Origin of the sequence: Streptomyces sp. NPDC049954, from assembly GCF_040656295.1 — a bacterium.
GTDB lineage: Bacteria > Actinomycetota > Actinomycetes > Streptomycetales > Streptomycetaceae > Streptomyces.
Map to the genome: position 1 here is coordinate 84,912 of NZ_JBFALS010000015.1, position 22,389 is coordinate 107,300.

Annotated in this window: 22 protein-coding genes; 17 read left to right on the forward strand and 5 right to left on the reverse strand. The window is 72.7% G+C overall.

What is annotated here, in order from left to right:
• Positions 1-44: 44 nt before the first annotated feature.
• Positions 45-1,763: a hypothetical protein gene (locus AB0J21_RS28115; RefSeq protein WP_363148932.1), complete on the reverse strand. Its 1,719-nt coding sequence runs from the start codon at positions 1,761-1,763 to the stop codon at positions 45-47.
• A gap of 242 nt (positions 1,764-2,005) precedes the next feature.
• Between AB0J21_RS28115 and AB0J21_RS28120 the strand changes: the two genes are divergently transcribed.
• From AB0J21_RS28120 to AB0J21_RS28145, 6 genes are all read left to right on the forward strand, one after another.
• Entirely contained in the window at positions 2,006-3,346 is a 1,341-nt protein-coding gene (locus AB0J21_RS28120; RefSeq protein ID WP_363148933.1) for an ABC transporter substrate-binding protein, read from the forward strand.
• Positions 3,343-4,224, forward strand: a complete 882-nt coding sequence (locus AB0J21_RS28125; protein WP_363148934.1) for a sugar ABC transporter permease — start codon at positions 3,343-3,345, stop codon at positions 4,222-4,224. Before AB0J21_RS28120 ends, AB0J21_RS28125 begins: the two co-directional genes overlap by 4 nt.
• The gene (locus AB0J21_RS28130) at positions 4,221-5,108 is read left to right on the forward strand and encodes a carbohydrate ABC transporter permease (RefSeq protein WP_363148935.1); all 888 of its coding nucleotides are present in this window, start codon (positions 4,221-4,223) and stop codon (positions 5,106-5,108) included. Before AB0J21_RS28125 ends, AB0J21_RS28130 begins: the two co-directional genes overlap by 4 nt.
• 57 nt (positions 5,109-5,165) lie before the next feature.
• The gene (locus AB0J21_RS28135; RefSeq protein ID WP_363148936.1) at positions 5,166-6,260 is read left to right on the forward strand and encodes an ABC transporter ATP-binding protein; all 1,095 of its coding nucleotides are present in this window, start codon (positions 5,166-5,168) and stop codon (positions 6,258-6,260) included.
• Positions 6,257-7,615 carry a hypothetical protein gene (locus tag AB0J21_RS28140; protein ID WP_363148937.1) on the forward strand — a complete coding sequence of 453 codons (1,359 nt, stop codon included), beginning with the start codon at positions 6,257-6,259 and terminating at the stop codon, positions 7,613-7,615. The genes AB0J21_RS28135 and AB0J21_RS28140 overlap by 4 nt, the downstream gene beginning before the upstream one ends.
• A 67-nt stretch (positions 7,616-7,682) precedes the next feature.
• A complete protein-coding gene (locus AB0J21_RS28145) occupies positions 7,683-8,888 on the forward strand; it encodes a hypothetical protein (protein WP_363148938.1) in 1,206 nt (401 codons plus the stop codon).
• A 113-nt stretch (positions 8,889-9,001) separates the two neighbouring features.
• Here the strand turns inward: AB0J21_RS28145 and AB0J21_RS28150 are convergent, their stop codons facing one another.
• On the reverse strand, positions 9,002-9,598 hold the full coding sequence (locus AB0J21_RS28150; RefSeq protein ID WP_363149022.1) for a PH domain-containing protein: 597 nt from the start codon (positions 9,596-9,598) through the stop codon (positions 9,002-9,004).
• A 286-nt stretch (positions 9,599-9,884) separates the two neighbouring features.
• Between AB0J21_RS28150 and deoC the strand changes: the two genes are divergently transcribed.
• From deoC to AB0J21_RS28165, 3 genes are read left to right on the forward strand one after another with little or no spacing between them, the layout of a single operon-like run.
• A complete protein-coding gene (gene deoC / locus AB0J21_RS28155; RefSeq protein WP_363148939.1) occupies positions 9,885-10,859 on the forward strand; it encodes a deoxyribose-phosphate aldolase in 975 nt (324 codons plus the stop codon).
• 3 nt (positions 10,860-10,862) lie between these two features.
• Positions 10,863-12,302: an aldehyde dehydrogenase family protein gene (locus tag AB0J21_RS28160; protein ID WP_363148940.1), complete on the forward strand. Its 1,440-nt coding sequence runs from the start codon at positions 10,863-10,865 to the stop codon at positions 12,300-12,302.
• Positions 12,295-13,266 carry an aldehyde dehydrogenase family protein gene (locus AB0J21_RS28165; protein WP_363148941.1) on the forward strand — a complete coding sequence of 324 codons (972 nt, stop codon included), beginning with the start codon at positions 12,295-12,297 and terminating at the stop codon, positions 13,264-13,266. Before AB0J21_RS28160 ends, AB0J21_RS28165 begins: the two co-directional genes overlap by 8 nt.
• A gap of 99 nt (positions 13,267-13,365) precedes the next feature.
• On the opposite strand, the gene AB0J21_RS28170 is transcribed toward AB0J21_RS28165, so the two are convergent.
• Positions 13,366-13,764, reverse strand: a complete 399-nt coding sequence (locus AB0J21_RS28170) for a hypothetical protein (protein WP_363148942.1) — start codon at positions 13,762-13,764, stop codon at positions 13,366-13,368.
• Positions 13,765-13,889: 125 nt separating this feature from the next.
• On the opposite strand from AB0J21_RS28170, the gene AB0J21_RS28175 reads away from it, so the two are divergent.
• The gene (locus AB0J21_RS28175) at positions 13,890-14,579 is read left to right on the forward strand and encodes a uridine kinase (RefSeq protein WP_363148943.1); all 690 of its coding nucleotides are present in this window, start codon (positions 13,890-13,892) and stop codon (positions 14,577-14,579) included.
• A gap of 97 nt (positions 14,580-14,676) precedes the next feature.
• Positions 14,677-14,865: a hypothetical protein gene (locus AB0J21_RS28180; protein ID WP_363148944.1), complete on the forward strand. Its 189-nt coding sequence runs from the start codon at positions 14,677-14,679 to the stop codon at positions 14,863-14,865.
• A gap of 217 nt (positions 14,866-15,082) precedes the next feature.
• Here AB0J21_RS28180 and AB0J21_RS28185 read toward each other — a convergent pair whose 3' ends face one another.
• A complete protein-coding gene (locus tag AB0J21_RS28185; RefSeq protein WP_363148945.1) occupies positions 15,083-15,865 on the reverse strand; it encodes a SigE family RNA polymerase sigma factor in 783 nt (260 codons plus the stop codon).
• A 211-nt stretch (positions 15,866-16,076) separates the two neighbouring features.
• Here AB0J21_RS28185 and afsQ1 point away from each other — a divergent pair, with 211 nt between their 5' ends.
• The 5 genes from afsQ1 to AB0J21_RS28210 all read left to right on the forward strand — a co-directional run bounded on the left by afsQ1 (position 16,077) and on the right by AB0J21_RS28210 (position 20,294).
• Complete coding sequence (gene afsQ1 / locus AB0J21_RS28190) at positions 16,077-16,754, forward strand: two-component system response regulator AfsQ1 (RefSeq protein ID WP_363148946.1); 678 nt, start codon at positions 16,077-16,079, stop codon at positions 16,752-16,754.
• Positions 16,751-18,628, forward strand: a complete 1,878-nt coding sequence (locus tag AB0J21_RS28195; RefSeq protein WP_363148947.1) for a HAMP domain-containing sensor histidine kinase — start codon at positions 16,751-16,753, stop codon at positions 18,626-18,628. Before afsQ1 ends, AB0J21_RS28195 begins: the two co-directional genes overlap by 4 nt.
• Complete coding sequence (locus AB0J21_RS28200) at positions 18,612-19,304, forward strand: hypothetical protein (protein WP_363148948.1); 693 nt, start codon at positions 18,612-18,614, stop codon at positions 19,302-19,304. Before AB0J21_RS28195 ends, AB0J21_RS28200 begins: the two co-directional genes overlap by 17 nt.
• Before the next feature lie 140 nt (positions 19,305-19,444).
• Positions 19,445-19,996, forward strand: coding sequence for a VanZ family protein (locus AB0J21_RS28205; protein ID WP_363148949.1), 552 nt, complete (start codon positions 19,445-19,447; stop codon positions 19,994-19,996).
• Positions 19,997-20,087: 91 nt separating this feature from the next.
• The gene (locus AB0J21_RS28210) at positions 20,088-20,294 is read left to right on the forward strand and encodes a PspC domain-containing protein (protein WP_363148950.1); all 207 of its coding nucleotides are present in this window, start codon (positions 20,088-20,090) and stop codon (positions 20,292-20,294) included.
• Between the two features lie 61 nt (positions 20,295-20,355).
• Here AB0J21_RS28210 and AB0J21_RS28215 read toward each other — a convergent pair whose 3' ends face one another.
• The gene (locus AB0J21_RS28215; protein ID WP_363148951.1) at positions 20,356-21,486 is read right to left on the reverse strand and encodes an adenosine deaminase; all 1,131 of its coding nucleotides are present in this window, start codon (positions 21,484-21,486) and stop codon (positions 20,356-20,358) included.
• 114 nt (positions 21,487-21,600) lie between these two features.
• Here AB0J21_RS28215 and AB0J21_RS28220 point away from each other — a divergent pair, with 114 nt between their 5' ends.
• Positions 21,601-22,359: an alpha/beta hydrolase gene (locus AB0J21_RS28220; RefSeq protein WP_363148952.1), complete on the forward strand. Its 759-nt coding sequence runs from the start codon at positions 21,601-21,603 to the stop codon at positions 22,357-22,359.
• The last annotated feature ends 30 nt before the right edge of the window (positions 22,360-22,389 follow it).

Consider the following 22,389-nt stretch of genomic DNA (forward strand, 5'->3'; position numbering starts at 1 on the left):
CGCAGGTGCGGGACGAGCGGCCGGAGGTGTCGAGGGCACCGTCCTCACCGGACCAGGGACTTCACCAGCCGGACCGGGCTCCGGCCGGTCCTGGTGAGCGTGTAGCGGCCGACCGAGGCCGGGACCACCAGGGTCTCGGCGTAGGCCAGCGCGTGCCGGTGCCCGCTCTCGGTGACGATCTCCACGCCCTCCCCCTCCACGAGGTTCAGGATGTGGAAGCGCCCGGCGGTGTCGTCCTCGGCGGGGTGGTCACCCTCGACCACGATCCGGCGTACCTCGAAGAACATCTCGGGCAGCGCGCCGAGCAGTTCCTCGCGCCAGCCCTCGCCGGTGCGCAGCGGACGCGGAGCGGGCACCAGGTCCTCGGTGACCGCGTCGCCGGTGCGGCCGGTGGTCAGGTTCTCGAAGGCGTGCCCGAGGTGGACGGGGCGCTGGCGCCCCTCGGCGTCGCGGCGCAGCCAGTCGTAGAAGCGCAGGGAGTACAGGTAGGGGGTCGCGCTGACCTCCAGGACGACGTTGCCCTTGCCGCTGCCGTGCGGAGTGCCCGCCGGGATGACGAACAGCTGGTGCGGGTCGGCCGCGTGGGTCTGGACGTAGGCGGTGATGTCGAAGGGCGTCTCGTGGTGGTGCGCCTCGTGCGCCTCGTGCTCGAAGGCCGCCAGGTCGGCGTCCTCGCGCAGTCCGAGGTAGACCGTGTTCTGCTCGCCGCCGACCATCACGTAGTACGTCTCGTGCTGGGTGTACGGCCAGCCGAACACCTCGCGCATGTAGTCGGACTGCGGGTGGCAGTGCACGGAGAGGCTGCCGCCGCCGACGGTGTCGAGGTAGTCGAACCGTACGGGGAAGGAGGTGCCGAACACCTCGTGGACCTCGGGGCCGAGTATCTCGTCCGGGTGCAGGGCTACCAGCAGTTGGAAGGGAACCTCCACCGCGGAGCCCGACTCGCCCACGAGTACGCCGCTCTCCGGGGCGATCAGCTCGTACCCGAGGGCGGTGTTGGCCGCGTCCCGGTTCATGCCCAGCTCCTCCTGCGCCCAGTGGCCGCCCCAGGACGTGGTGTTGAAGGTGGGGCGGGTGCGGAAGGGGCGCCGGGCCAGGGAACGCGCGGTACGCCGTAGGGCCTCGCCGGCCACGCTGCGGGGAGCGGTGAGGTCCTGGCAGTCGATCCAGAGGTCGATGTCCGGGGCGACGGCGTCGCGGTGACGGTCGAGCAGGGGCCAGTCGATGTAGAACAGCCGCTTGGTGGTCGGGGGGCCGTCCGTGGGGCGCTGCCCGAGGTTGGGCGCCCTCCCGGCGATGACGGCGGCCTCCGCGAAGCGCTTGGGGGCGTCGGCGTACCAGAGCACGTCGTGCGCGACCAGCGCGGCGCCCGGGCCGAAGACCAGGGCCACCCCGCCGGCGGGCGGGGCCGGGGCCACCAGCGCGTCGAAGAGGTCGCCGAGGGTGCCGTCGGCGAGCCGGTCGAAGTCCGGGTCGTCGGCGAGACCGGCGAAGCCGGTGCGCTCCACGATCTCGTTCCAGGGCGCCAGTTGCTCGCGCAGGTCCGTCGGCGCCACGGTCAGCCCACGTTCCTCCAGCGCCGACGACAGCAGTGCCACGGCCGCGTGCCAGTCGAACGCGGCGGGCCCGTCGAGGGCCAGGGTCACCGGTCCCTCGGGCAGCGAGCGGGCCGACGCGGCCCAGCCGGGGATCGTGTCCGCACCTTCGAGGGGGTAGTGGGGATTGGGTTCGTAGGACCGGGGCTGCACGTCTCGCACCCTCATCTCTGCAACGTCGCGGACAGTGACGGGATGCACCGTAGCAGAGATGTCAACGTTAACATTTATCGTTAACACCCTTGACGCGCTTACCGACGGTACCTAGTGTCCGAGCCATGAGTCGCCGGTCGCCTCGGCCGGACGCTGCCGGGCCTGCGTACGCCGACCGCTGACGGACGCGTGCTCTCTCTCCCGTTTGCCGTGCGGTCCGGTACCCCGGGCGGCTGACCGAACCAACGGAGAACACCATGCTCAACTCACCTCCACGCTCCCGCCCTTCGCGGCGGGACGTGTTGCGCTGGGGGTCCGTCGCGGGCGTCGCGACCCCCGCGCTCGCGGCGTGCAGCGGGATGTCCACGTCCGGGGCGAGTGGATCCGGAGTCAGTTTCCTGACGACGCAGTTCACTCCGGTCGAGGAGACGCGGAACCTGCGCGCCATCCTGAACAGGGCCTACGAGCCCGGCGCGCAACTGGTCGCGGGCGACTCCTCCCAGCTCGGTACGCAGGTGCGTTCGCAGGCCGACAGCGGACACGTGCAGATCGACGTGATCGCCGGTCTGCACGGCGATTTCGCGATGCTGGGCGAGGACTACCTCACCGACCTCAGCGGGCTGATGACGGACCTGGCCGGCCGCGGCTACTCCCCCGACCTGCTGGAACTGGCGAAGCTCGGCACGCGGAGGACCTGGTACGTCCCGTGGTGCCAGGCCAGTTACCTGATCTGCGCCAGGAAGTCCGCCCTGGAGCACCTGCCGTCGGGCGCGGACGTGGACACCCTCACCTACGAGCAGTACCTGGACTGGGCGATCGCCGCGCGCAAGGCGAACGGCGGCAAGCCCGCCTTCGGGCTGCCGGCCGGTCCCGAGGGGCTGCTCGCCCGCTTCGTGCAGGGACACCTCTACCCCTCGTTCACCGGAGGAGTGGTCACGGAGTTCCGCAGCGCGAAGGCGGTGACGATGTGGCAGTACCTCCGGGACCTGTGGGCCAACACCGTGCCGAGCAGCACCAACTACAACTTCATGCAGGAGCCGCTCACCTCAGGTGAGGTCTCCGTCGCCTGGGACCACGTCGCCCGTCTGGTCGAGGCACCCAGGAAACACCCCGAGGAGTGGGTGATGGCCCCGAACCCCGCCGGGCCCAAGGGTCGCGGCTACATGTCGGTGGTGCTCGGCCTCGGGATACCCAGGGGCGCCCCGCACCTCGACGCGGCCAAGGACCTGCTGCGCGCACTGGCCAAGCCCACCGCGCAGATCGATCTGCTGCGCAAGAACTCCTTCTTCCCCGCGGTCAAGGCCCCCATCCCGCCGGACCTGCCACCCGCCATACGTCTGGAGTCGGACGCCCTGCACGCACAGCAGACGGCACCGCGGGCCATCCTGTCGCTGCCGCCGGTCGGCCTGGGCCGGCACGACGGGGAGATGTCGAAGATCTTCACCGACGCGTTCGCCGCGATCGTGCTCAACCACCAGGACATCCGCAGGACGCTCGACGCCCAGGCCAGGAACATGCAGTCCATCCTCGACGAGGTGAAGGTGCCCTGCTGGTCACCCGACCCCGTCCGGGCCGACACGAACTGCACGGTCGGATGAGCGCCGCCGCCCCGGCCACGCGCCCTCCGCTGTGGCGCAGGAGCACCCCCTACCTCCTGCTGCTGCCCTCGCTGGTCTTCATGCTCCTACTCTTCGGATGGCCCATGGTCAAGGGCGTCGGCGCGGCGTTCGACGGGCCGGGAGGTGTCGGTCTCGACAACTGGCGCCGCATGGTCGAGGAGCCGCGCTTCTGGGACTCGGTCCGCAACACGCTGCTGCTCACCGCGATCGTCATCCCCGTGCAGTTCGCCCTCGCCATCGGCATGGGGCTGCTGCTCCAGGTCAAACCACGCTTCTCGCGCTTCCACTTCTACCTGTGGGCCGTGCCGCTCGCGGTCAGCGACCTCGCCGCCGGCCTGGTCTGGCTGTCGGTGTTCACCGACCGCGGCTACCTCAACTCCGCGCTGTCCGCACTCGGGCTGGGCGGTTCCTATTCCTGGCTGTCCTACCAGCACACCTCGACGATGCTGCTCGCGGTGGTGCTCGCGGAGGTCTGGCGCTCGACCTCTCTCGTCATGGTCATCGTCGTCGCCGGCATGCAGATGGTCCCCAAGGAGTTCGACGAGGCCGCGCAGGTCTTCGGCGGCAGCGCCTGGCAGCGCCTGCGCCACGTCACCCTGCCGATGCTCAAGCCGAACCTCCAGGTGGCGCTCATCCTGCGGACCATCATGGGCCTGCAGACCTTCGCCGTGGCCCAGGCACTGACCGGGCAGAACTTCCCGATGCTGGTGGGCGAGACGTACCAGTGGTTCACCGCACTGCAGAACCCCGCGGTCGCCAGCGCGGTCGCCCTCGTGGTGCTCGGCGTGTCCCTGCTCGCGTCGACGGCCTACCTCAGGCTGCTGCGCCAGTCCGGGGCGGAAGGCGGAAAGCGATGACGACCACCGTACGCACGCAACAGACCCGGCAAGCAGAGGGGTTGACCCTGCCGCCGGTCGACAGGACTCCCCTGCGGCGGCGTCGGCGCACCCGTGCGCTCCAGCAGTGCGCCGCCGTCGCGATCAGTCTCTTCATGGGGATCCCCCTCTACCTGATCGCCGTCGCGGCCCTGTCCTCCCGGGAGGGGCTGAGCCAGTTCCCGCTCTCGTTCCTGCCCAACCACTTCTCCTTCTCCACGGTCACGGACCTCTTCACCGGCACCGCGGTCGGCCCGTCCATGGTCAACTCCCTGCTGGCCGGGCTGTGGACCGTCGGGCTCTCCCTGGTCGTCGGCGCGCCGGCCGGGTACGCCATGGCCCGCTTCGTCTTCCGCGGCCAGGACGCCTACCAGCTGGTCCTGCTGCTGGTACGCGCCCTCCCGGTCGTGGTGCTGTCCGTTCCGCTGGCCGAACTCTTCCTCAACGCGGGCATGTTCGACAGCGTCGTGGCCGTCGCCCTGGTGCACACCGGACTGGCGCTGCCCACCACCATCCTGATCACCGCGAGCATCTTCGTCTCGGTCCCCCGCGACCTGGAGGAGGCGGCGCTGCTCTTCGGCTGCGGCCGGTTCGGCGCCTTCCGGCGCGTGGTCGTCCCGATGGCGGCGCCGGGGATCGCGGCCTCCAGCGTGTTCACCTTCGTCCTGTCCTGGAACGAGGTGCTCGCCTCGGCGGTGCTCACCCTCAACCACCGCACGCTGCCGGCCCAGATCCTCACCTCCCTGCGCCAGTCCTCGCTGCCCTACCAGTTCGCCGGGGGGCTCGTACTCGTCGTGCCCGGCGTGCTCTTCATCCTGTTCATGCGTCGCTACCTGCTCAACATGTGGGGATCGAGTGCGCGCTGACCACCGAGCGGACAGCCCGTGCCCCGGCGGGCACTCGCTCCGACCCCTGGGGAAACCGTGACCGAAGTACATCTGCGCAACCTGGTCAAGACCTATCCGGGCGCCTCCGCCCGGGCGACGGACGACGTCTCCCTCGACATCGCCGACGGCGAGTTCATGGTCCTGCTCGGGCCGTCCGGCTGCGGAAAGACGACGCTGCTGCGCATGCTGGCCGGCCTGGAACTGCCCGACTCCGGGCAGATCGTGGTGGGCGGGCGGGACGTCACGTACCTGCCGCCCAAGGACCGCAACCTGTCTATGGTCTTCCAGTCCTACGCCGTCTTCCCGCACCGCACGGTCCGCGCCAACATCGGCTTCGGGCTGACCATGCGGGGCGTGGACGCCGACGAGGTCAGGCGGAAGGTCGACTGGGCGGCCGGCCTCCTCCAGCTCGGTCCCTACCTGGACCGCTACCCCACCCAGCTGTCCGGCGGCCAGCGCCAGCGCGTCGCGGTCGCCCGCGCCATCGTGGTGGACGCCGACGTCCTGCTGATGGACGAACCGCTGTCCAACCTGGACGCCCTGCTGCGCCTGTCCTTCCGGGCGGACCTCAAGAAGCTCGTCGAGGACATCGGCACCACCACGCTGTACGTCACCCACGACCAGTCCGAGGCCCTGTCCCTCGGCAACCGCGTCGCCGTGATGCGCGACGGCGTCATCGTCCAGTGCGAGGACCCGCTCCGCGTCTACGACGAACCGGTGAGCCGGTTCGTCGGCGGCTTCATCGGCAGCCCGCCGATGAACTTCCTCCGCGCCAGGATCGACACCGGCGGCCAGGACGGCGGCGTCCTCGCCGATCTCGGCGGCCAGGTCGTCCCCGCGCCCGCGGCGCTGCGTCCCCTGGGCGGCACCGAGGTCCACCTGGGGGTCCGCGCCGAGACGATCGGCATCTCCCACGAGCGGCGCCCCGGGGCCCTCCGGGCGACCGTACGGGTCTTCGAACCCCTGGGCTCCGCCGTCCTGGTGACAGCCGACGTCGACGGACAGGAGGTCAAGGTCCAGGCGGCGAACACCTTCCGCGCCTCCTCGGCCGACACCGTCTGGCTGACCCTCGCCCCGGACGACCTGCGCTGGTACGACGCCGAGACCGAACTCGCCCTGGAGACGGCATGAGCACCCTCGCCCCGCCCCGCGGGCCCCGGACGACGGACAAGGCCCTCGCCGCACGGGCGGCCTACGTCCTGCGCGGCAACGACCGGGGGTCGATGACGACCGCGGCCCCCCGGCTGTACCCGCACATGTGGAGCTGGGACGCCGCCTTCATCTCCGTCGGCATCGCCCGTCTCAGTGTCCCGCGGGCGATCACCGAGCTGGACACGCTGCTCGCCGCCCAGTGGTCCACCGGCATGATCCCGCACATCGTCTTCTCCGACGACGAGGCCGGGTACTTCCCCGGGCCGCGGCGCTGGGAGTGCGGACGGCTCGCCGCGGCCGGCCCCACCGCCGTCGCCACCTCCGGGATCTGCCAGCCTCCCGTGCACGCGATCGCCGTCAGAAGGATCATGGCCGTGGCGCGCGGCCGCGGCCGCACCGAACGGCAGGCGGCGGAGGAGTTCCTGCGGCGGTCCTGGGAACCGCTGATGCGCTGGCACCGCTGGCTCGCCGAACAGCGCGACCCGGAGGGCACCGGCCGGGTCACCCTGCACCACGGCTGGGAGTCGGGCATGGACAACTCGCCGCGCTGGGACGGCCCCTACCGCCGGGTCGAGGTAGGCGGCGGCCTTCCGCCGTACCGGCGCGTGGACCTCACGGTGGTCGCCGACCCCTCCAGCCGGCCGAGCGACCGCGAGTACGACCGCTACCTCTGGCTGATCGAGGAGATGCGGCGGGCCGGGTACGACGACCGGGAGGTCCGGCGCACCGGCAGTTTCGCGGTCGAGGACGTCTTCACCAGCGCGATATTCGCCCTGGCCTGCGAGGCGCTCGCCGAACTGGGCGACGGTGCGGCGGAGCGCGCCGAGGACGTCCGGCTGCTGCGGACCTGGGCCGCCCGCTTCCGGACCGGCGTGGCCGCGAGCGTGGACCCGCTGACCGGAACGGCCCGCGACCGGGACCTGCGGACCGGTGCATGGCTCCCCTCGCAGACCCTGGCGGGTTTCGCACCGCTCCTGTGCGGCGGACTCGACCGGCCGGCCGAGCGGCGGCTGGCGGACCTGCTGGACTCCGATGCCTGGTGCGGGCACCCCGCGCTGATGGCGGCCGTCCCTCCGTCGACGGCCGTGGACTCCCCCGACTTCCGGCAGCGCGAGTACTGGCGGGGCCCGCAGTGGCCGGTCATGGTGTGGCTGTTCTCCTGGGCCTTCGCCGAACGGGGCTGGCAGGACCGGGCCTCGGCGCTGCGCGAGGAAGGGCTCCGGCTCATCGGCGACGGCACCTTCGCCGAGTACTACGACCCTCTGACCGGCGAACCACTCGGCAGCCACGACCAGTCCTGGACGGCGGCCACCGCACTGGACTGGCTGTGCTGAGCGGCCCTCCCACCGGCCCCGCGCACCCCCGACACCGACGGCGCGTCCCCCACTCGAAGAGGTACCCATGACATCCACGGACCGCGACGCCACGGCAGGCCCCGTGCACCAGCCCGCCCTCCAGCAGCAGGCGCTCGCCCTCCTCGACGCCCACTGGGACGAGGGGCGCGGGTTCTGCGTACCGAGCCCGGACACCTACCCGCACCTGTGGCTGTGGGACTCCTGCTTCCACGCCATCGCCTGGGCCCGCCTGGGCGACGCGCGGGCGCACCGCGAACTCGCCGCGGTCCTGGAGGGCCAGTTGCCCGGCGGAATGGTGCCGCACATGCGCTACGGGCCGGCCGGACCGGACACCTGGCTCGGCCCGCTCGACGCGACCTCCTCGCTGACCCAGCCGCCGATGTTCGGCCACGCCGCCCGGGTCCTCGCCGACGCCGGCGATCCCCCCGCCCCCGAGGTCCTGCGCCGCGCCCGGCGGGGCCTGGACTGGCTGTGGGAGAACCGGCGCACGCAGGACGACCTGCTCTACGTCGTCCACCCGTGGGAGGCCGGCAACGACCACGCCCCGCGCTACGACGACTGGGGCGCCCCCGGCCGTACCCGGCACGACTACGACCGTGCCGCGCGCACCCAGTGGAACAAGGAGCGGATGCGCGACATCTCCTTCCACGAGGACGGGGCGGCGGCGTGGTCCTCCACGTTCGTGACCTGTCCCGCGGCCTTCAACGCCTACACCGCCTTCAACATGGCGCAGCTCGCCCATGTCCTCGACGACCCCGCACTGGCCGAGCGGGCGCGCCGGATCAGCCGCGCCATGGACACCCACCTCTGGGACGAGCGGCACGGGCTGTGGAGCGACCGCGCTCTGGTGGGGGGAGGGCCCTCGGTCTCCGTGCCGATCAGCGACGGGGTGATGGGTGCTCTCGTCACCGACGACGGCGAACGCGCCCGCACCGCGCTGGCCCACCTCACGGACCCGGCGGGCTTCGCCGCCCCGTTCGGACCGGCCAACGTGGCTCGCTCGCATCCGTCCTACGATCCGCATTCCTACTGGCGCGGACCGGCCTGGCCCCAGCTGAACTACCTGCTGTGGCTCGCGCTGCACCGCTGGGAACTGACCGGCCCGGCGGACGGACTGGCGCGCTCTTCGGCCGCCGCCGTCGCGGTCAACGGATGGGCGGAGTACTGGGACCCGGAGACCGGGCAGGGACTCGGGGCGCGGCCCCAGTCCTGGACGACACTGGTCGTCGCGATGCTCCCGTCCGTCTCCTGAGAGACCGTCTTCGTCGAGAGACCCGCGCGGTAGGCGGGGCGTTCGCGCCCCGCCTACCGCGTACCGCTTCAAGCTCCTACGGCGCTTGAGGACGCAGCCGCACCCCCGGTCTCTCAGGCCAGCAGCAGGACGAGCAGCAGGACGGCGCCCGCGACGGCCGGGGCGATGACCGGCCAGGCCCACTGGGCCCTGGCCTCGCCGCCTGCGGCGGCCCCGGCGGCCTCCGTACCGGCGGAGCACAGGTCCCGCAGCTCCTCCATCGCGCTGTCCCCCGGGGCCTTCGGCACGACCTCGTGCGCGGCCGTGGCGGTGCGCCCGAACCCCGGCCGGCCGCCTCCCGGCGCCTCGCGCTTGGCCTGCTGCCTGGCGGCCCGCTTACGGCCCCGCAGGGACACGGGGACCGACCACAGCTGGTACTTGGCGCCGCCCTCGGCGACGACCTCGTTGGAGTACCCGGAGCGCAGCGAGACGACGGTCCGCCACGGAAGTTCGATCGAGCGGAACGGGTTGCGCACCCGCAGCCGCTCGGTGTTCGCGTAGACGGCGGGCCGCAGCGTGAAGGCCACGATCAGCGGCACCGCGCACAGCAGCGCGGCGATGGCGAGCCAGGGCGTACGGCCCTCGCCCTGCACGATCGCGTCGCCCCCCAGCCAGACGCACAGCGCGAGCAGCAGCACGCCGGAGGCGAGCCCGGCGGGCGAACGGTAGATCCGGTCGGGCGCGGCCGGCTCCTGGGGGGCGGAAGGCTCCGAGCCGGAGGTCTCCGACGGTTCGGCCGTCTCCGGCGCGGCCGGCTCAGGCGCGCCCGGCTCCTTCCGGGCGGAGGACGCGCCCGGCTCCTGCGGCGTGGAGGGCGTGGCCGGCTCCTGCGGGGCGGAGGAGTCGTCCGGGTCAGGGGTCGTCATACGTCCGATTCTGCCTGACGCGTTCGTTCCGCCCCGACCAGCCGCCCCCTGTACATACCGCTACGCGCGTAGATATGCTCGGGTGGTGAGCATGCCCACCACTTCCCCCGCGCCCCGAGGCGCAGGAGGCTCGTCCTACGCCGAAGTGACCGCGTCGAACGCCTCGTTGCGCCGTTTCCTGCACGGCCTGCCCGGCGTCGACCCGGTCGGCCTCGAAGCGCGCGCCACCGCCCTCGGTACCCGTTCGATCAAGACCACCGCCAAGGCGTTCGCGCTGGACCTGGCGATCTCGATGATCGACCTGACGACCCTGGAGGGGTCCGACACGGTCGGCAAGGTCCGTTCGCTGGCCGGCAAGGCGCTCCATCCCGACCCCACCGACCCTGCGACGCCGAGGGTCGCCGCCCTGTGCGTGTACCCGGACATGGTGGCGACCGCGAAGGCCGCCGTGGCCGGCAGCGCGGTCCGGGTGGCCTCGGTGGCGACGGCCTTCCCCGCCGGGCGCGCGCCGCTCGCGGTGAAGCTCGCCGACACCGAGGGCGCGATCGAGGCCGGGGCCGACGAGATCGACATGGTCATCGACCGGGGCGCGTTCCTGGCCGGGAACTACGCGAAGGTGTACGAGGAGATCCTCGCCGTACGCGAGGCCTGTGGCACCCGGGCCCGGCTGAAGGTCATCTTCGAGACCGGCGAGCTGTCGACGTACGACAACATCCGGCGCGCCTCGTGGCTCGGGATGCTGGGCGGCGCGGACTTCATCAAGACCTCCACCGGCAAGGTCGGGGTCAACGCGACCCCGGCGAACACCCTGCTGATGCTGGAGGCCGTGCGCGACTTCCGGCGCGAGAGCGGGGAGCAGGTCGGGGTGAAACCGGCCGGCGGCATCAGGACCGCGAAGGACGCGATCAAGTTCCTCGTGCTGGTCAACGAGACGGCGGGCGAGGACTGGCTGTCGAACGACTGGTTCCGCTTCGGCGCCTCCAGCCTGCTGAACGATCTGCTCATGCAGCGGCAGAAGCTGGCCACCGGCCGCTACTCCGGCCCCGATTACGTGACGGTGGACTGACCCATGGCATCTTCGATCTTCGAGTACGCGCCGGCCCCGGAGTCGCGCGCGGTGGTCGACCTCGCCCCCTCGTACGGGCTGTTCGTGGACGGCGAGTTCACCGAGGCCGCCTCGGGCAAGGTCTTCAAGACGGTGTCCCCGGCCACGGAGGAGGTGCTCTCCGAGGTCGCGCAGGCCGGTGAGGAGGACGTGGAGCGGGCCGTGCAGGCCGCGCGCCGCGCCTTCCCGGGCTGGTCGGCGCTGCCCGGTTGTGAGCGGGCCAAGTACCTGTTCCGCATCGCGCGGATCATCCAGGAGCGCTCGCGCGAGCTGGCCGTCCTGGAGACGCTGGACAACGGCAAGCCGATCAGGGAGACCAGGGACGCGGACCTGCCGCTGGTCGCGGCGCACTTCTTCTACTACGCGGGCTGGGCCGACAAGCTGGAGCACGCCGGTTTCGGTCCGGCGCCCAGGCCGCTGGGCGTGGCCGGTCAGGTCATCCCGTGGAACTTCCCGCTGCTGATGCTGGCGTGGAAGATCGCCCCGGCGCTCGCGACCGGCAACACGGTGGTCCTCAAGCCCGCCGAGACGACGCCGCTCTCGGCGCTGTTCTTCGCGGACATCTGCCGTCAGGCGGGGCTGCCGAAGGGCGTCGTCAACATCCTGCCCGGCTTCGGGGACGCGGGCGCGGCCCTGGTCGCGCACGAGGGCGTGGACAAGGTGGCGTTCACCGGTTCGACGGCGGTGGGCAAGGAGATCGCCCGTACGGTGGCCGGTACCCGGAAGCGGGTGACGCTGGAGCTGGGCGGCAAGGGCGCCAACATCGTGTTCGACGACGCGCCGGTCGACCAGGCCGTCGAGGGCATCGTGAACGGCATCTTCTTCAACCAGGGCCAGGTGTGCTGCGCGGGTTCGCGGCTGCTGGTCCAGGAGTCGGTGCGCGACGAGGTGCTGGACGCGCTCAAACGGCGGCTGTCGACGCTGCGGCTGGGCGATCCGCTCGACAAGAACACCGACATCGGCGCGATCAACTCGGCCGAGCAGCTGGAGCGCGTCACGCGTCTGGCCGACCAGGGCGAGGCGGAGGGCGCCGAGCGCTGGACCGCCCCGTGCGAGCTGCCGTCCGCCGGCTACTGGTTCGCGCCGACCGTGTTCACCGGCGTCACCCAGGCGCACACGGTGGCCCGGGAGGAGATCTTCGGCCCGGTGCTGTCGGTGCTGACCTTCCGCACCCCGGCCGAGGCGGTCGCCAAGGCCAACAACACGCCGTACGGCCTGTCGGCGGGCATCTGGACCGAGAAGGGCTCCCGGATGCTCGCGGTGGCCCAGCAGCTGCGGGCCGGAGTCGTGTGGGCCAACACGTTCAACAAGTTCGACCCCACCTCTCCGTTCGGCGGATACAAGGAGTCGGGTCACGGCCGCGAGGGCGGCCGGCACGGCCTGGAGGCGTACCTCGATGTCTGACAAGACCCCCAAGTCCGCGAAGTCCCCGAAGTCGCAGGACGGGCCCCGGAAGTCCCCCGGCCGGAGCGAGCCGGGCCCGCTGCGGCTCGGCGTCCTCAAGACCTACAAGCTGTACGTCGGGGGCAGGTTCCCCCGCAGTGAGAGCGGCCGGGTGTACGAGGTGACCGACACGGACGGCGAGTGGCTCGCGAACGCCCCGCAGGGCTCCCGCAAGGACGCCAGGGACGCGGTCCTCGCGGCCCGCAAGGCCTTCGGCGGCTGGTCGGGCGCGACCGCGTACAACAGGGGCCAGGTCCTGTACCGGGTCGCCGAGATGCTGGAGGGCCGGCGCGAGCAGTTCGTGGCCGAGGTCGCCGCGGCCGAGGGACTCCCGGCGGCGGAGGCGGGCGCGCGGGTGGACGCCGCCGTGGACCGCTGGGTCTGGTACGCGGGCTGGACCGACAAGATCGCGCAGATCGCGGGCGCGGCGAACCCGGTCGCGGGCCCGTTCTTCAACGTGTCCTCGCCCGAGCCGACCGGCGTCGTCGCGGTGCTGGCCCCGCAGGACTCCTCGTTCCTCGGTCTCGTCTCCGTCCTCGCGCCGGTCCTCGCGACGGGCTGCACGGCGGTCGTCGTGGCGAGCGAGGAGCGCCCGCTGCCCGCGCTGTCGCTCGGCGAGGTCCTCGCGACCTCCGACGTGCCGGGCGGGGTCGTGAACCTCCTGACCGGGCGTACGGCGGAGATCGCGCCGTCCCTCGCCGCACACAGGGACGTCAACGCGATCGACCTGACGGGCGCCGGGCCCGGGCTGGCGCGTGAGCTGGAGATCGCCGCGGCCGACAACCTCAAGCGGGTGCTGCGCCCCGCACCGCACCCCGAGGACTGGACGGCCGCCCCCGGTACGCACCGGCTGACCGCCCTGCTGGAGACGAAGACGGTGTGGCACCCGACGGGCGCGCTGGGCGTCGCCGGCTCCTCGTACTGAGCACCGCGCACCGCGTCGCACCACCCGGGAACGACGGACGGCCCGGCTCCGGCCCCGACGAGGGGCGGAGCCGGGCCGTCCGGCTGTCCGGGGCCGGGTTCAGCCGGTCAGCGCCTTCGTGACGGGGCCCACCAGCGGCAGCTCGGACAGGGAGGCGCCGTCGGTGATCGGCTTGGTCACGAGGGCCGTGGAGACCGGCTTGAAGTCCGCGACCTGGGTGCCGACCGCGTTGTCCAGCGGGTCGCTGCCGGTGCCCGCGAGCGGGTCGAGCTGGAGGTTGGTCACGGCGCCGAGCCCGTGCTTGGTGGCGCTGTGCAGGCCCTGCGCGGCCCCGCCCAGCGCGTCACCGCCGCCCACCACGTCGCCGAGCGGGAGCGGGGCGGCCTGCGCGGCGGAGGCAGCCGAGGCGCCCGCGGTGAGCGCGGCGCCGACGGCGGCCAGGGTGAGGCCCGTGCGCAGCAGCGCGCGGGAGGGGCGGGGGGATGCGTGTCGTGCCATGAGAGCCACCTGACCGGGTTGAGTGGTAATCGTTCGGGCACGCAGCGTAGTTGAGGTGTCGGTCGGGTACCAAAGCGTCCCCCGGCGGGTCGGGCCGGCCCCGGGATGACGCACACTGTTCTCTCGTGAGTTCCCATCCACCGATCCCCACCCGGGTCGTTCTGCTGGCCGGCCCCTCCGGTTCGGGCAAATCGTCCCTGGCCGCCGTGTCGGGCCTGCCCGTGCTGGCCCTCGACGACTTCTACAAGGAGGTCGGCGACCCCTCGCTGCCCCTGGTCGCCGGGGAGGGCCCGCACCGGGACATCGACTGGGACTCCCCGCGCTCCTGGGACTGCGAGGCGGCGGTCGCCGCGATCCGGGAGCTGTGCCGCGAGGGCCGTACCCAGGTCCCGCTGTACTCGATCGCGACCAGCTCGCGCACCGGCGAGGAGACGATGGTCGTCGACCGGACCACGCCACTCTTCATCGCCGAGGGCATCTTCGCGGCCGACATCGTGGACCGCTGCCGGGAGCTGGGCGTCCTGGCCGACGCGCTGTGCCTGCGCGGCCGCCCGAGCACGACCTTCCGCCGCAGGCTCGTACGGGATCTGCGGGAGGGCCGTAAGTCGGTGCCGTTCCTGCTGCGGCGCGGCTGGCGGCTGATGCGCTCGGAGCGCGCCATCGTGCAGCGGCAGACCGCGCTGGGCGCGCACCCCTGCGGCCGCGAGGAGGCCCTCGGCCGCCTGGCGGCGGCGGCAGCGGGCCGCTGCGCCCCCGGCGCCGCCCGCCCGGCACGCACCTCCGCTCCCGCGCCCCGCACGGAGGCGGCACGCTGAAGGCGTGCCGTGCCGACCGGACGAGGACGCACCCCGCCCGCGCCGGCCGCCGTGGCGACGGGGTACGGACGAGGCCGACCGCGTGAAGGAGCCCGCCATGGGCGTCGACACGACCGAGCGGACCGAGTTCCCCGGAGGACTTCTCGCGCGGCGCTTGGCGGAAGCCGTGGCCGCCGGACTCCCCGACCGGTTGATCCCTCGCGGGCCCCACCGGCATCCACCGGGGCGCCTGGAGACCTCCGCCCCGTTCCCTCTGGGCATCGGTCTCGGCGCCGTCGTGCCCTGACGGGCACACAGCACAGCGGGACCGGACAGACCCCCCGGCCCTCCGGTCCCGCTGCTGGTGGCCACCCCCATGGCCGCCGTACTTACCCCCGTGCTTTCCCCCCGGGGCGCACCACCCGTTTCCCCCGTGTCCCCCCGGGTGGTGATCCCCTTCTTTCCTGCTCAGCGGTCCCGCCGGGTTCCCCCGAACCCGTGCGGCGGTTCCGCCCCCCGTTCCTTCAGGCCACCAGCTCGCCGAAGGACTCCTCCTCGTCACGGCCGAAGCTCAGCGCCTGGTCGTCGCGCAGCCTGCGCAGCGACCGCCAGATGCTGGACTTCACCGTGCCGACACTGATGTCGAGTATGTCCGCGATCTCCGGATCGGTGCGGCCCTCGTAGTAGCGCAGGACCAGCATCGTGCGCTGGAGTTCGGGCAGCCGCGCGAGCGCCTGCCACAGGACGGCGCGCAGTTCGGTGCCGCGCATCGCGTCCGTGTCGCCGGCCGTCTCGGGCAGTTCCTCGGTCGGGTACTCGTTGAGCTTGCGCCGCCGCCAGGCGCTGATGTGCAGGTTGGTCATGGTGCGGCGCAGGTAGCCGCCGACGGCGGCCTTGTCGCTGATCCTGTCCCAGGCCCGGTAGGTCGAGAACAGGGCGCTCTGCAGCAGGTCCTCGGCCTCGAAGCGGTCCCCGGTGAGGTGGTAGGCCGTCGCGTACAGGGAGGCCCTGCGTTCCTGGACGTAGGCGGTGAACTCCGCCTCCGCCGAGGATGCGCTCTCCCCCGAGTCCCCCGTGGACTGCCCGTACGCGACCGCCGTGTTCCCCCCGCGTCCCCCTTCGGGAACCACGCGTGCGTCAACGACCGTCATGAGTGACGTGCGCTGACGTCCGACGCCACGAGCACGCCCCCGCCCTCCCCCAAGGGCTGAGGTGCTCGCCGCGGCACCGGACTTCTCGCTCCGTACGACGATGTCGTGGAGACGCGTGACCACTGCGCCAGTAGTGGTGCTGTGCAGGGTGTCCATCTCGCGCCCCCTTCGTGGAGTCCGTCGTCGTTCCGTGTGGCAAAAGCCTGCCGGAGCGACTTCATAGAGGTGTCCGCCGACTGTCACAGAGCTGTCACAGCGGCCCCTGGCGGCCTGTCGGTACGGGCGCCGGCGCCGGGCTGTGCGAAGGGTTCGCGCAGGTCAAGGACCGGAGGTCGAAGTCTCCAAGGTATTGGGACAGAATGACGCCGTGCCTTCCCTGTTGCTGATCGAGGACGACGACGCCATCCGGACGGCCCTGGAGCTGTCGCTGACACGCCAGGGGCACCGGGTGGCGACCGCTGCCACCGGTGAGGACGGTCTGACGAAGCTGCGCGAGGAGCGGCCGGATCTGATCGTCCTCGACGTGATGCTGCCCGGGATCGACGGCTTCGAGGTGTGCCGGCGCATCCGCCGCACCGATCAGCTGCCGATCATCCTGCTGACCGCGCGCAGCGACGACATCGACGTCGTGGTGGGCCTGGAGTCGGGCGCCGACGACTACGTCGTCAAGCCCGTGCAGGGCCGGGTCCTCGACGCGCGGATCAGGGCCGTACTGCGGCGCGGGGAGCGGGAGTCGAACGACGCGGCCGTCTTCGGCAGCCTCGTGATCGACCGGGCCGCGATGACGGTGACCAAGGACGGCGAGGACCTCCAGCTCACCCCGACCGAACTGCGGCTGCTGCTTGAGCTGAGCAGACGCCCCGGACAGGCCCTGTCCCGGCAGCAGTTGCTGCGGCTGGTGTGGGAGCACGACTACCTCGGCGACTCGCGCCTCGTGGATGCGTGCGTCCAGCGCCTGCGCGCCAAGGTCGAGGACATCCCCTCCTCGCCGACGCTGATCCGTACGGTGCGGGGCGTGGGCTACCGGCTGGACGCCCCTTCGTGACCGCCGCGCACGAGGATGCGCGGCGCGGTGTGAGCGGTATCGGCGGGGCGGCACGGGACGGGGCGCAAGACAGCACGGTGGACGAGGGCACAGGGACCGGGGGCGACGCGCGGCGCGGCGCCACGGCGGACGGCGAGGGCGCGGCCCCCGGGGTCGCGGACAGCGGTGGTCCGGCCGCCGCGGAGGCCGGCGGGGTCGGTACGGCGAACGGCGGGGGCGCGCGGTCCGGGCGGCCGTCCTGGGTGCGGCGGCTGCTGAGCCGGGGGGTGCGTTTCACGAGTCTGCGGCTGCGTCTGGTGCTGGTGTTCGGGCTGGTCGCGCTGACCGCCGCGGTCTCCGCCTCCGGTATCGCGTACTGGCTCAACCGGGAGGCGGTCCTCACCCGCGCCCAGGACAACGCGCTCGGCGACTTCAAGGAGCAGATGGGCAGCCGTGACCGCACCCTGCCGCTGCGCCCGACCGGGGAGGAACTGCGGCGCACCGCCTACGAGATGTCCCGCTCCAGTCAGCACTACGACGTCGCGCTGAGCGCCGAGGGGCCCGACTCCCGGACGGTCGTCGGCTACTCCGACCCGGACGCGTTCACGCTGCGGGACGTGCCGCCCTCGCTGCTGGAGGCGGTCAACCGGAAGCAGAAGGTGACCTCGGCGAACAAGGCCGAGTTCCACATGTTCTGGCAGCGGGTCGAGGAGCAGGGCACCCCCTACCTGGTGGGCGGGGTCAAGGTGGTGGGCGGTGGTCCCACCGGCTACCTGCGCAAGTCGCTCCAGCCGGAGGCGGACGACCTGCGTTCGCTGGCCTGGTCGCTGGGGATCGCGACGGGGCTCGCGCTGATCGGCTCCGCGCTGCTCGCGCAGGCGGCGGCGACCACCGTACTGAAGCCGGTGCACCGGCTCGGGGTCGCGGCGCGGCGGCTGGGCGAGGGCAAGCTGAACACCCGTCTCCAGGTCTCGGGCACCGACGAACTCGCCGAACTGTCACGGACGTTCAACCGGGCGGCGGCCTCCCTGGAGAAGCGGGTCGCGGACATGAGCGCGCGCGAGGAGTCGAGCCGCCGCTTCGTCGCCGACATGTCGCACGAGCTGCGCACCCCGCTCACCGCGATCACGGCGGTCAGTGAGGTGCTGGAGGAGGAGGCGGACAGCCTCGACCCGATGATCGAGCCGGCGGTACGGCTGGTCGTGAGCGAGACGCGGCGGCTCAACAGCCTCGTGGAGAACCTGATGGAGGTGACCCGCTTCGACGCGGGCACCGCCCGGCTGGTCCTCGACGACGTGGACATCGCCGACCAGATCACCGCGTGCATCGACGCGCGGGCCTGGCTCGACGCCGTCGACCTCGACGCGGAGCGCGGCATCATGGCGCGCCTCGACCCGCGCCGGCTCGACGTGATCCTCGCCAACCTCATCGGCAACGCCCTCAAGCACGGCGGGTCCCCGGTGCGGGTCTCGGTGCGGGTGGAGGGCGAGGACCTGGTGATCCGGGTGCGGGACCACGGGCCCGGCATCCCGGAGGAGGTCCTGCCGCACGTCTTCGACCGCTTCTACAAGGCGAGCGCCTCGCGGCCGCGTTCGGACGGCAGTGGTCTGGGCCTGTCCATCGCCATGGAGAACGCCCATATCCACGGCGGCCGGATCACGGCGCGCAACGTCCCCGAGGGCGGCGCGGTGTTCACCCTGCGCCTGCCGCTCGACGGACGGACGGCCGAGGACGAGACCGACGACGGGGACGGCGGCGAGGGGCTGCGGCCCGGTGACGGCGGCGCGGAACGCAAGGGCCGTCCGGCACGCGGCGGGGGCGCGCGTGCGGGGGACGGCAAGGGCGACGAGGACGACGAGGGCGGGAGTGGGAGTACGGGTGCGCGCGGGCGTTGAGGACGGCGGCGGTTCGGGGCCGCGTCGCGCGGGGGACGTGCGGGCCGGTGCCCGGCGGGTGGCGGGGCGGGCGCCGCACGGTCCGGTGTCCCGGGCCCGGCGGGCCGTGCTGGGCGTGGTCGCGGCGCTGGTGGGAGTCGCCGTGCTGAGCGCGTGCGGCATCCGTCCTACGGAGGTGCCCACGGACTTCGGGGCGGCCCCGAGCCGGCTGCCCTGCACTCTGGACGAGGGCGGGCCGGTGCCGCCCGCGAGCGGTGAACTGCCCGTGGAGATCTACCTGGTGTGCGGACCGCAGCTGGTCGAGGTGGACCGTACGGTGCGCGCGGTGGCGTCCCAGGACACCACGGGCGGACGCGTACGGCTCGCGCAGCGGCTCCTGGCCGAACTGCTCGTGCGCCCCGGAGCGGCGGAGCGGGCGGCGGGTTTCGTGAGCAGCGTGCGCGGCGGTACGACGGTGTCGGGCCCGCGCCAGGGCGATCCGGCGGGCACGCTGCGGCTGAGCGTGCCCCCGGACGACCTCGGCGACTTCGCACTCGCGCAGATCGTGTGCACCCTGGCGCAGAGCGCGGCGGCCACCACGGACGGCGAGATCACGCTGGGCGGTCCGGCCACGGCGACGCACACCTACCGCTGCACACCGGACATGAGGAAGAACCCGTCGGCGCAGCTGCCCTGACTTTCCGGGGCTGTGGCGGTGGTCGTCCCGGGCCGCCGCGTCCGCCCGGCCGCGCCGGGGTGACCACCGCCACAGCCCCGCAGCGCCCCGGGCGGCGCGCGCCCGGAACCGTTTCCCCCGGGGGCCGCGTCTTGTGATCCGTGCAGCGTCAGAGCCACGACGGAGGCCCTCGCCCCGTCCGCTACCGGGCGACGGGAGCCCTTCTCCTCGTCGTCCATCTCCTGTTCGTCGGGTGGTTCTCGCTGCGGTCCCTGGACGTGCCGTGGGTGAGCGCGGCCAACCTGACGCCCTTCGCCGGTATCAGGGCCGATCTGTCGCTGAGCGCCCCGGAGGCGGCCCGCCGGATCGGGGCGGGCCTGGGACTGCTGGCCCCGCTGGGGGTGCTGCTGCCGCTCGCGGACGGGCGCCTGCACGTGTCGCGGCTGGGTTCCCTGATCCGGACGACGACGGCGGGGGCGCTGCTCGCCCTGGCCCTGGAACTGCTCCAGACCGGGGTGCCCGGGCAGGTCGTGGACATCGACTCGGTACTGCTCTCGACGGCCGGGGTGGCGCTCGCGCACGTCCTGGTCGTCCCGGCGGCCCGTGCGCGGCTGCGGCGCAGGGGGGAGCGCGTCCGCTCCGCGCTCCGGCGCCCGGAGGAGTCCCCTCAGGGGGCGACCCCGACGATTCCCAGGGTTGGTATAGCACCATAGGGTGATGCTTGTACCGGTTGGCGCCCGTAGCGTGGAACGTGTCAAAGGCCCCGCGAGGGGGTCTCTCCCCACGGTTCACGAAGGAGCCCTCATGACCGCCCTGGCCCGCCCCACGAACGGACGGATGATCGGCGGAGTGTGCGCGGCGCTGGCCCGGCGCTTCGGTACCTCGGCGTCCACGATGCGCGTCATATTCGTCGTGTCCTGCCTGCTCCCCGGCCCGCAGTTCCTCCTCTACCTGGCCCTGTGGATCCTGCTGCCGAGCGAGAGGTCCGCACGCGGCAACCCGGCCTGGTGACGCCCCTGCGGCCCGGACCGGCCCTGCGGGGGACGCGGCCCGGCCGCCGGGCGGGTCCCGCTCAGGCGCCCTGGAACAGCCACTCCGCCTTCAGCTCGGCGTACCGCGGCTTGATCACCTCGTTGATCATGGCGAGCCGCTGGTCGAACGGGAGGAAGGCGGACTTCATCCCGTTGACGGTGAACCACTGGAGGTCGTCGAGGGTGTAGTCGAAGACCTCCACGAGGTGCGCGAACTCGCGGCTCATCGTCGTGCCGGACATGAGGCGGTTGTCGGTGTTGACGGTGCAGCGGAACTTGAGCCGGCTCAGCAGCCCGATGGGGTGCTCCGCGTAGGAGTCGGCGGCGCCGGTCTGGAGGTTGGAGGTCGGGCACAGCTCCAGCGGTACGCGCTTGTCGCGGACGTACGAGGCGAGCCGGCCCAGGCGCACGGTGCCGTCCTCGGCGACCTCGATGTCGTCGATGAGGCGTACGCCGTGCCCGAGCCGGTCGGCCCCGCACCACTGGAGCGCCTCCCAGATGGAGGGCAGCCCGAAGGCCTCACCTGCGTGGATCGTGAAGTGGTTGTTCTCCCGCTTCAGGTACTCGAAGGCCTCCAGGTGCCTGGTGGGAGGGAAACCGGCCTCGGCGCCCGCGATGTCGAAGCCGACGACGCCGAGATCCCGGTGGCGGTTGGCGAGTTCGGCGATCTCCAGGGAGCGGGCCGCGTGCCGCATGGCGGTCAGCAGCGCGCCGACCCTGATCCGCCGGCCCTCGGCGGCGGCGCGGCGCTCACCTTCCCGGAAGCCCTCGTTGACGGCCTCGACGACCTCTTCGAGGCTCAGTCCGCTCTCCAGGTGCTGCTCGGGCGCGTACCGCACCTCGGCGTAGACGACGCCGTCCGCGGCGAGGTCCTCGGCGCACTCGGCGGCCACCCGGAACAGGGCCTCGCGGGACTGCATGACGGCGCAGGTGTGCGCGAAGGTCTCCAGGTAGCGCTCCAGCGAACCGGAGTCGGCGGCCTCGCGGAACCAGACGCCGAGCTTCTCCGGGTCGGTCTCGGGCAGCCCGGTGTAGCCGGAGGCGGCGGCGAGTTCCACGACGGTCGCGGGGCGCAGGCCGCCGTCGAGGTGGTCGTGCAGCAGGACCTTCGGCGCGCGGCGGATCTGCTCGGGCGTGGGGAGCGCGCGGGAGGCGCGGGCAGGGCTCGTCATGGCCCGATGCTAGCTCCTACGCGCGTAGACAGCGCCTTCCGCGCCCGGGGCCGATATGTAACGGTGACCCGGCGGACGGGTGGCGTATCGGCGTCCTTCTGTCAGGGTGCAGGCATGGCACAGCAAGCGACGCCGGTACGTGAGGCCCGGCTCGGGCGGATGGTCGGGGCGCGGCCCGGCTCGGTGAACGCGGTCGTCCTCCTGCTGCCCGGCGGCGAGGAGACCTCGGGGCGCCGGCCGCCGGGGCGGGCGACTGGTACGGCGCGGGCTCTGGCCCGTGCGATGGCACGGCACAGCCGTACGGAGGGCCTGGCCACGTACGTCGTGCGGTACCGCACGCGGGGGTGGAACGGGCCGGAGGCCGATCTCGCGCGGGACGCCTCGTGGGCGGCGGACGAGAGCGTGCGGCTGCACGGCGACGTACCGGTGTGTCTGGCGGGCACCGGGATGGGCGCGCGGGCGGCGCTGCGGGCGGGCGGGCACGAGGCCGTCAACACGGTGCTCGCGCTGGCCCCCTGGCTGCCGCCGGACGGTCCGGCCGATCCCCCCGAACCGGTGAAACAGCTCGCGGGCCGCCGGGTCCTGATCGTGCACGGCACGGAGGACCGGAACACCGACCCCGAGTTGTCGTTCCGGCTCGCGGAGCGGGCGAAGAAGGCGAACCGGGACGTGTGCCGGTTCGAGGTGCACACGGACGGGCACCGGCTGCACCGTTACCGCTCCGAGGTCCTCGCGCTGTCCACGGACTTCGTCCTGGGCTCGCTGCGCGGTCAGTCCTTCTCCCGCCCGGTCGAGGACGCCCTCGCGGCGCCCCCGCCGATCGGTCTGCGGATGCCGCTGGCCTCGGGTTTCGGTCGCACGCTGATCCGCTGAGCCGCCGGTCCCCTGCCGCCAAGCCGGGTC

Coding starts and splice junctions, on each gene's coding strand:
- AB0J21_RS28115 (WP_363148932.1), bottom strand. CDS start 1,763: ATGAGGGTGCGAGACGTGCAGCCCCGGTCCTACGAACCCAATCCCCAC.
- AB0J21_RS28120 (WP_363148933.1), top strand. CDS start 2,006: ATGCTCAACTCACCTCCACGCTCCCGCCCTTCGCGGCGGGACGTGTTG.
- AB0J21_RS28125 (WP_363148934.1), top strand. CDS start 3,343: ATGAGCGCCGCCGCCCCGGCCACGCGCCCTCCGCTGTGGCGCAGGAGC.
- AB0J21_RS28130 (WP_363148935.1), top strand. CDS start 4,221: ATGACGACCACCGTACGCACGCAACAGACCCGGCAAGCAGAGGGGTTG.
- AB0J21_RS28140 (WP_363148937.1), top strand. CDS start 6,257: ATGAGCACCCTCGCCCCGCCCCGCGGGCCCCGGACGACGGACAAGGCC.
- AB0J21_RS28145 (WP_363148938.1), top strand. CDS start 7,683: ATGACATCCACGGACCGCGACGCCACGGCAGGCCCCGTGCACCAGCCC.
- deoC (WP_363148939.1), top strand. CDS start 9,885: ATGCCCACCACTTCCCCCGCGCCCCGAGGCGCAGGAGGCTCGTCCTAC.
- AB0J21_RS28160 (WP_363148940.1), top strand. CDS start 10,863: ATGGCATCTTCGATCTTCGAGTACGCGCCGGCCCCGGAGTCGCGCGCG.
- AB0J21_RS28165 (WP_363148941.1), top strand. CDS start 12,295: ATGTCTGACAAGACCCCCAAGTCCGCGAAGTCCCCGAAGTCGCAGGAC.
- AB0J21_RS28170 (WP_363148942.1), bottom strand. CDS start 13,764: ATGGCACGACACGCATCCCCCCGCCCCTCCCGCGCGCTGCTGCGCACG.
- AB0J21_RS28180 (WP_363148944.1), top strand. CDS start 14,677: ATGGGCGTCGACACGACCGAGCGGACCGAGTTCCCCGGAGGACTTCTC.
- AB0J21_RS28185 (WP_363148945.1), bottom strand. CDS start 15,865: ATGGACACCCTGCACAGCACCACTACTGGCGCAGTGGTCACGCGTCTC.
- AB0J21_RS28210 (WP_363148950.1), top strand. CDS start 20,088: ATGACCGCCCTGGCCCGCCCCACGAACGGACGGATGATCGGCGGAGTG.
- AB0J21_RS28215 (WP_363148951.1), bottom strand. CDS start 21,486: ATGACGAGCCCTGCCCGCGCCTCCCGCGCGCTCCCCACGCCCGAGCAG.
- AB0J21_RS28220 (WP_363148952.1), top strand. CDS start 21,601: ATGGCACAGCAAGCGACGCCGGTACGTGAGGCCCGGCTCGGGCGGATG.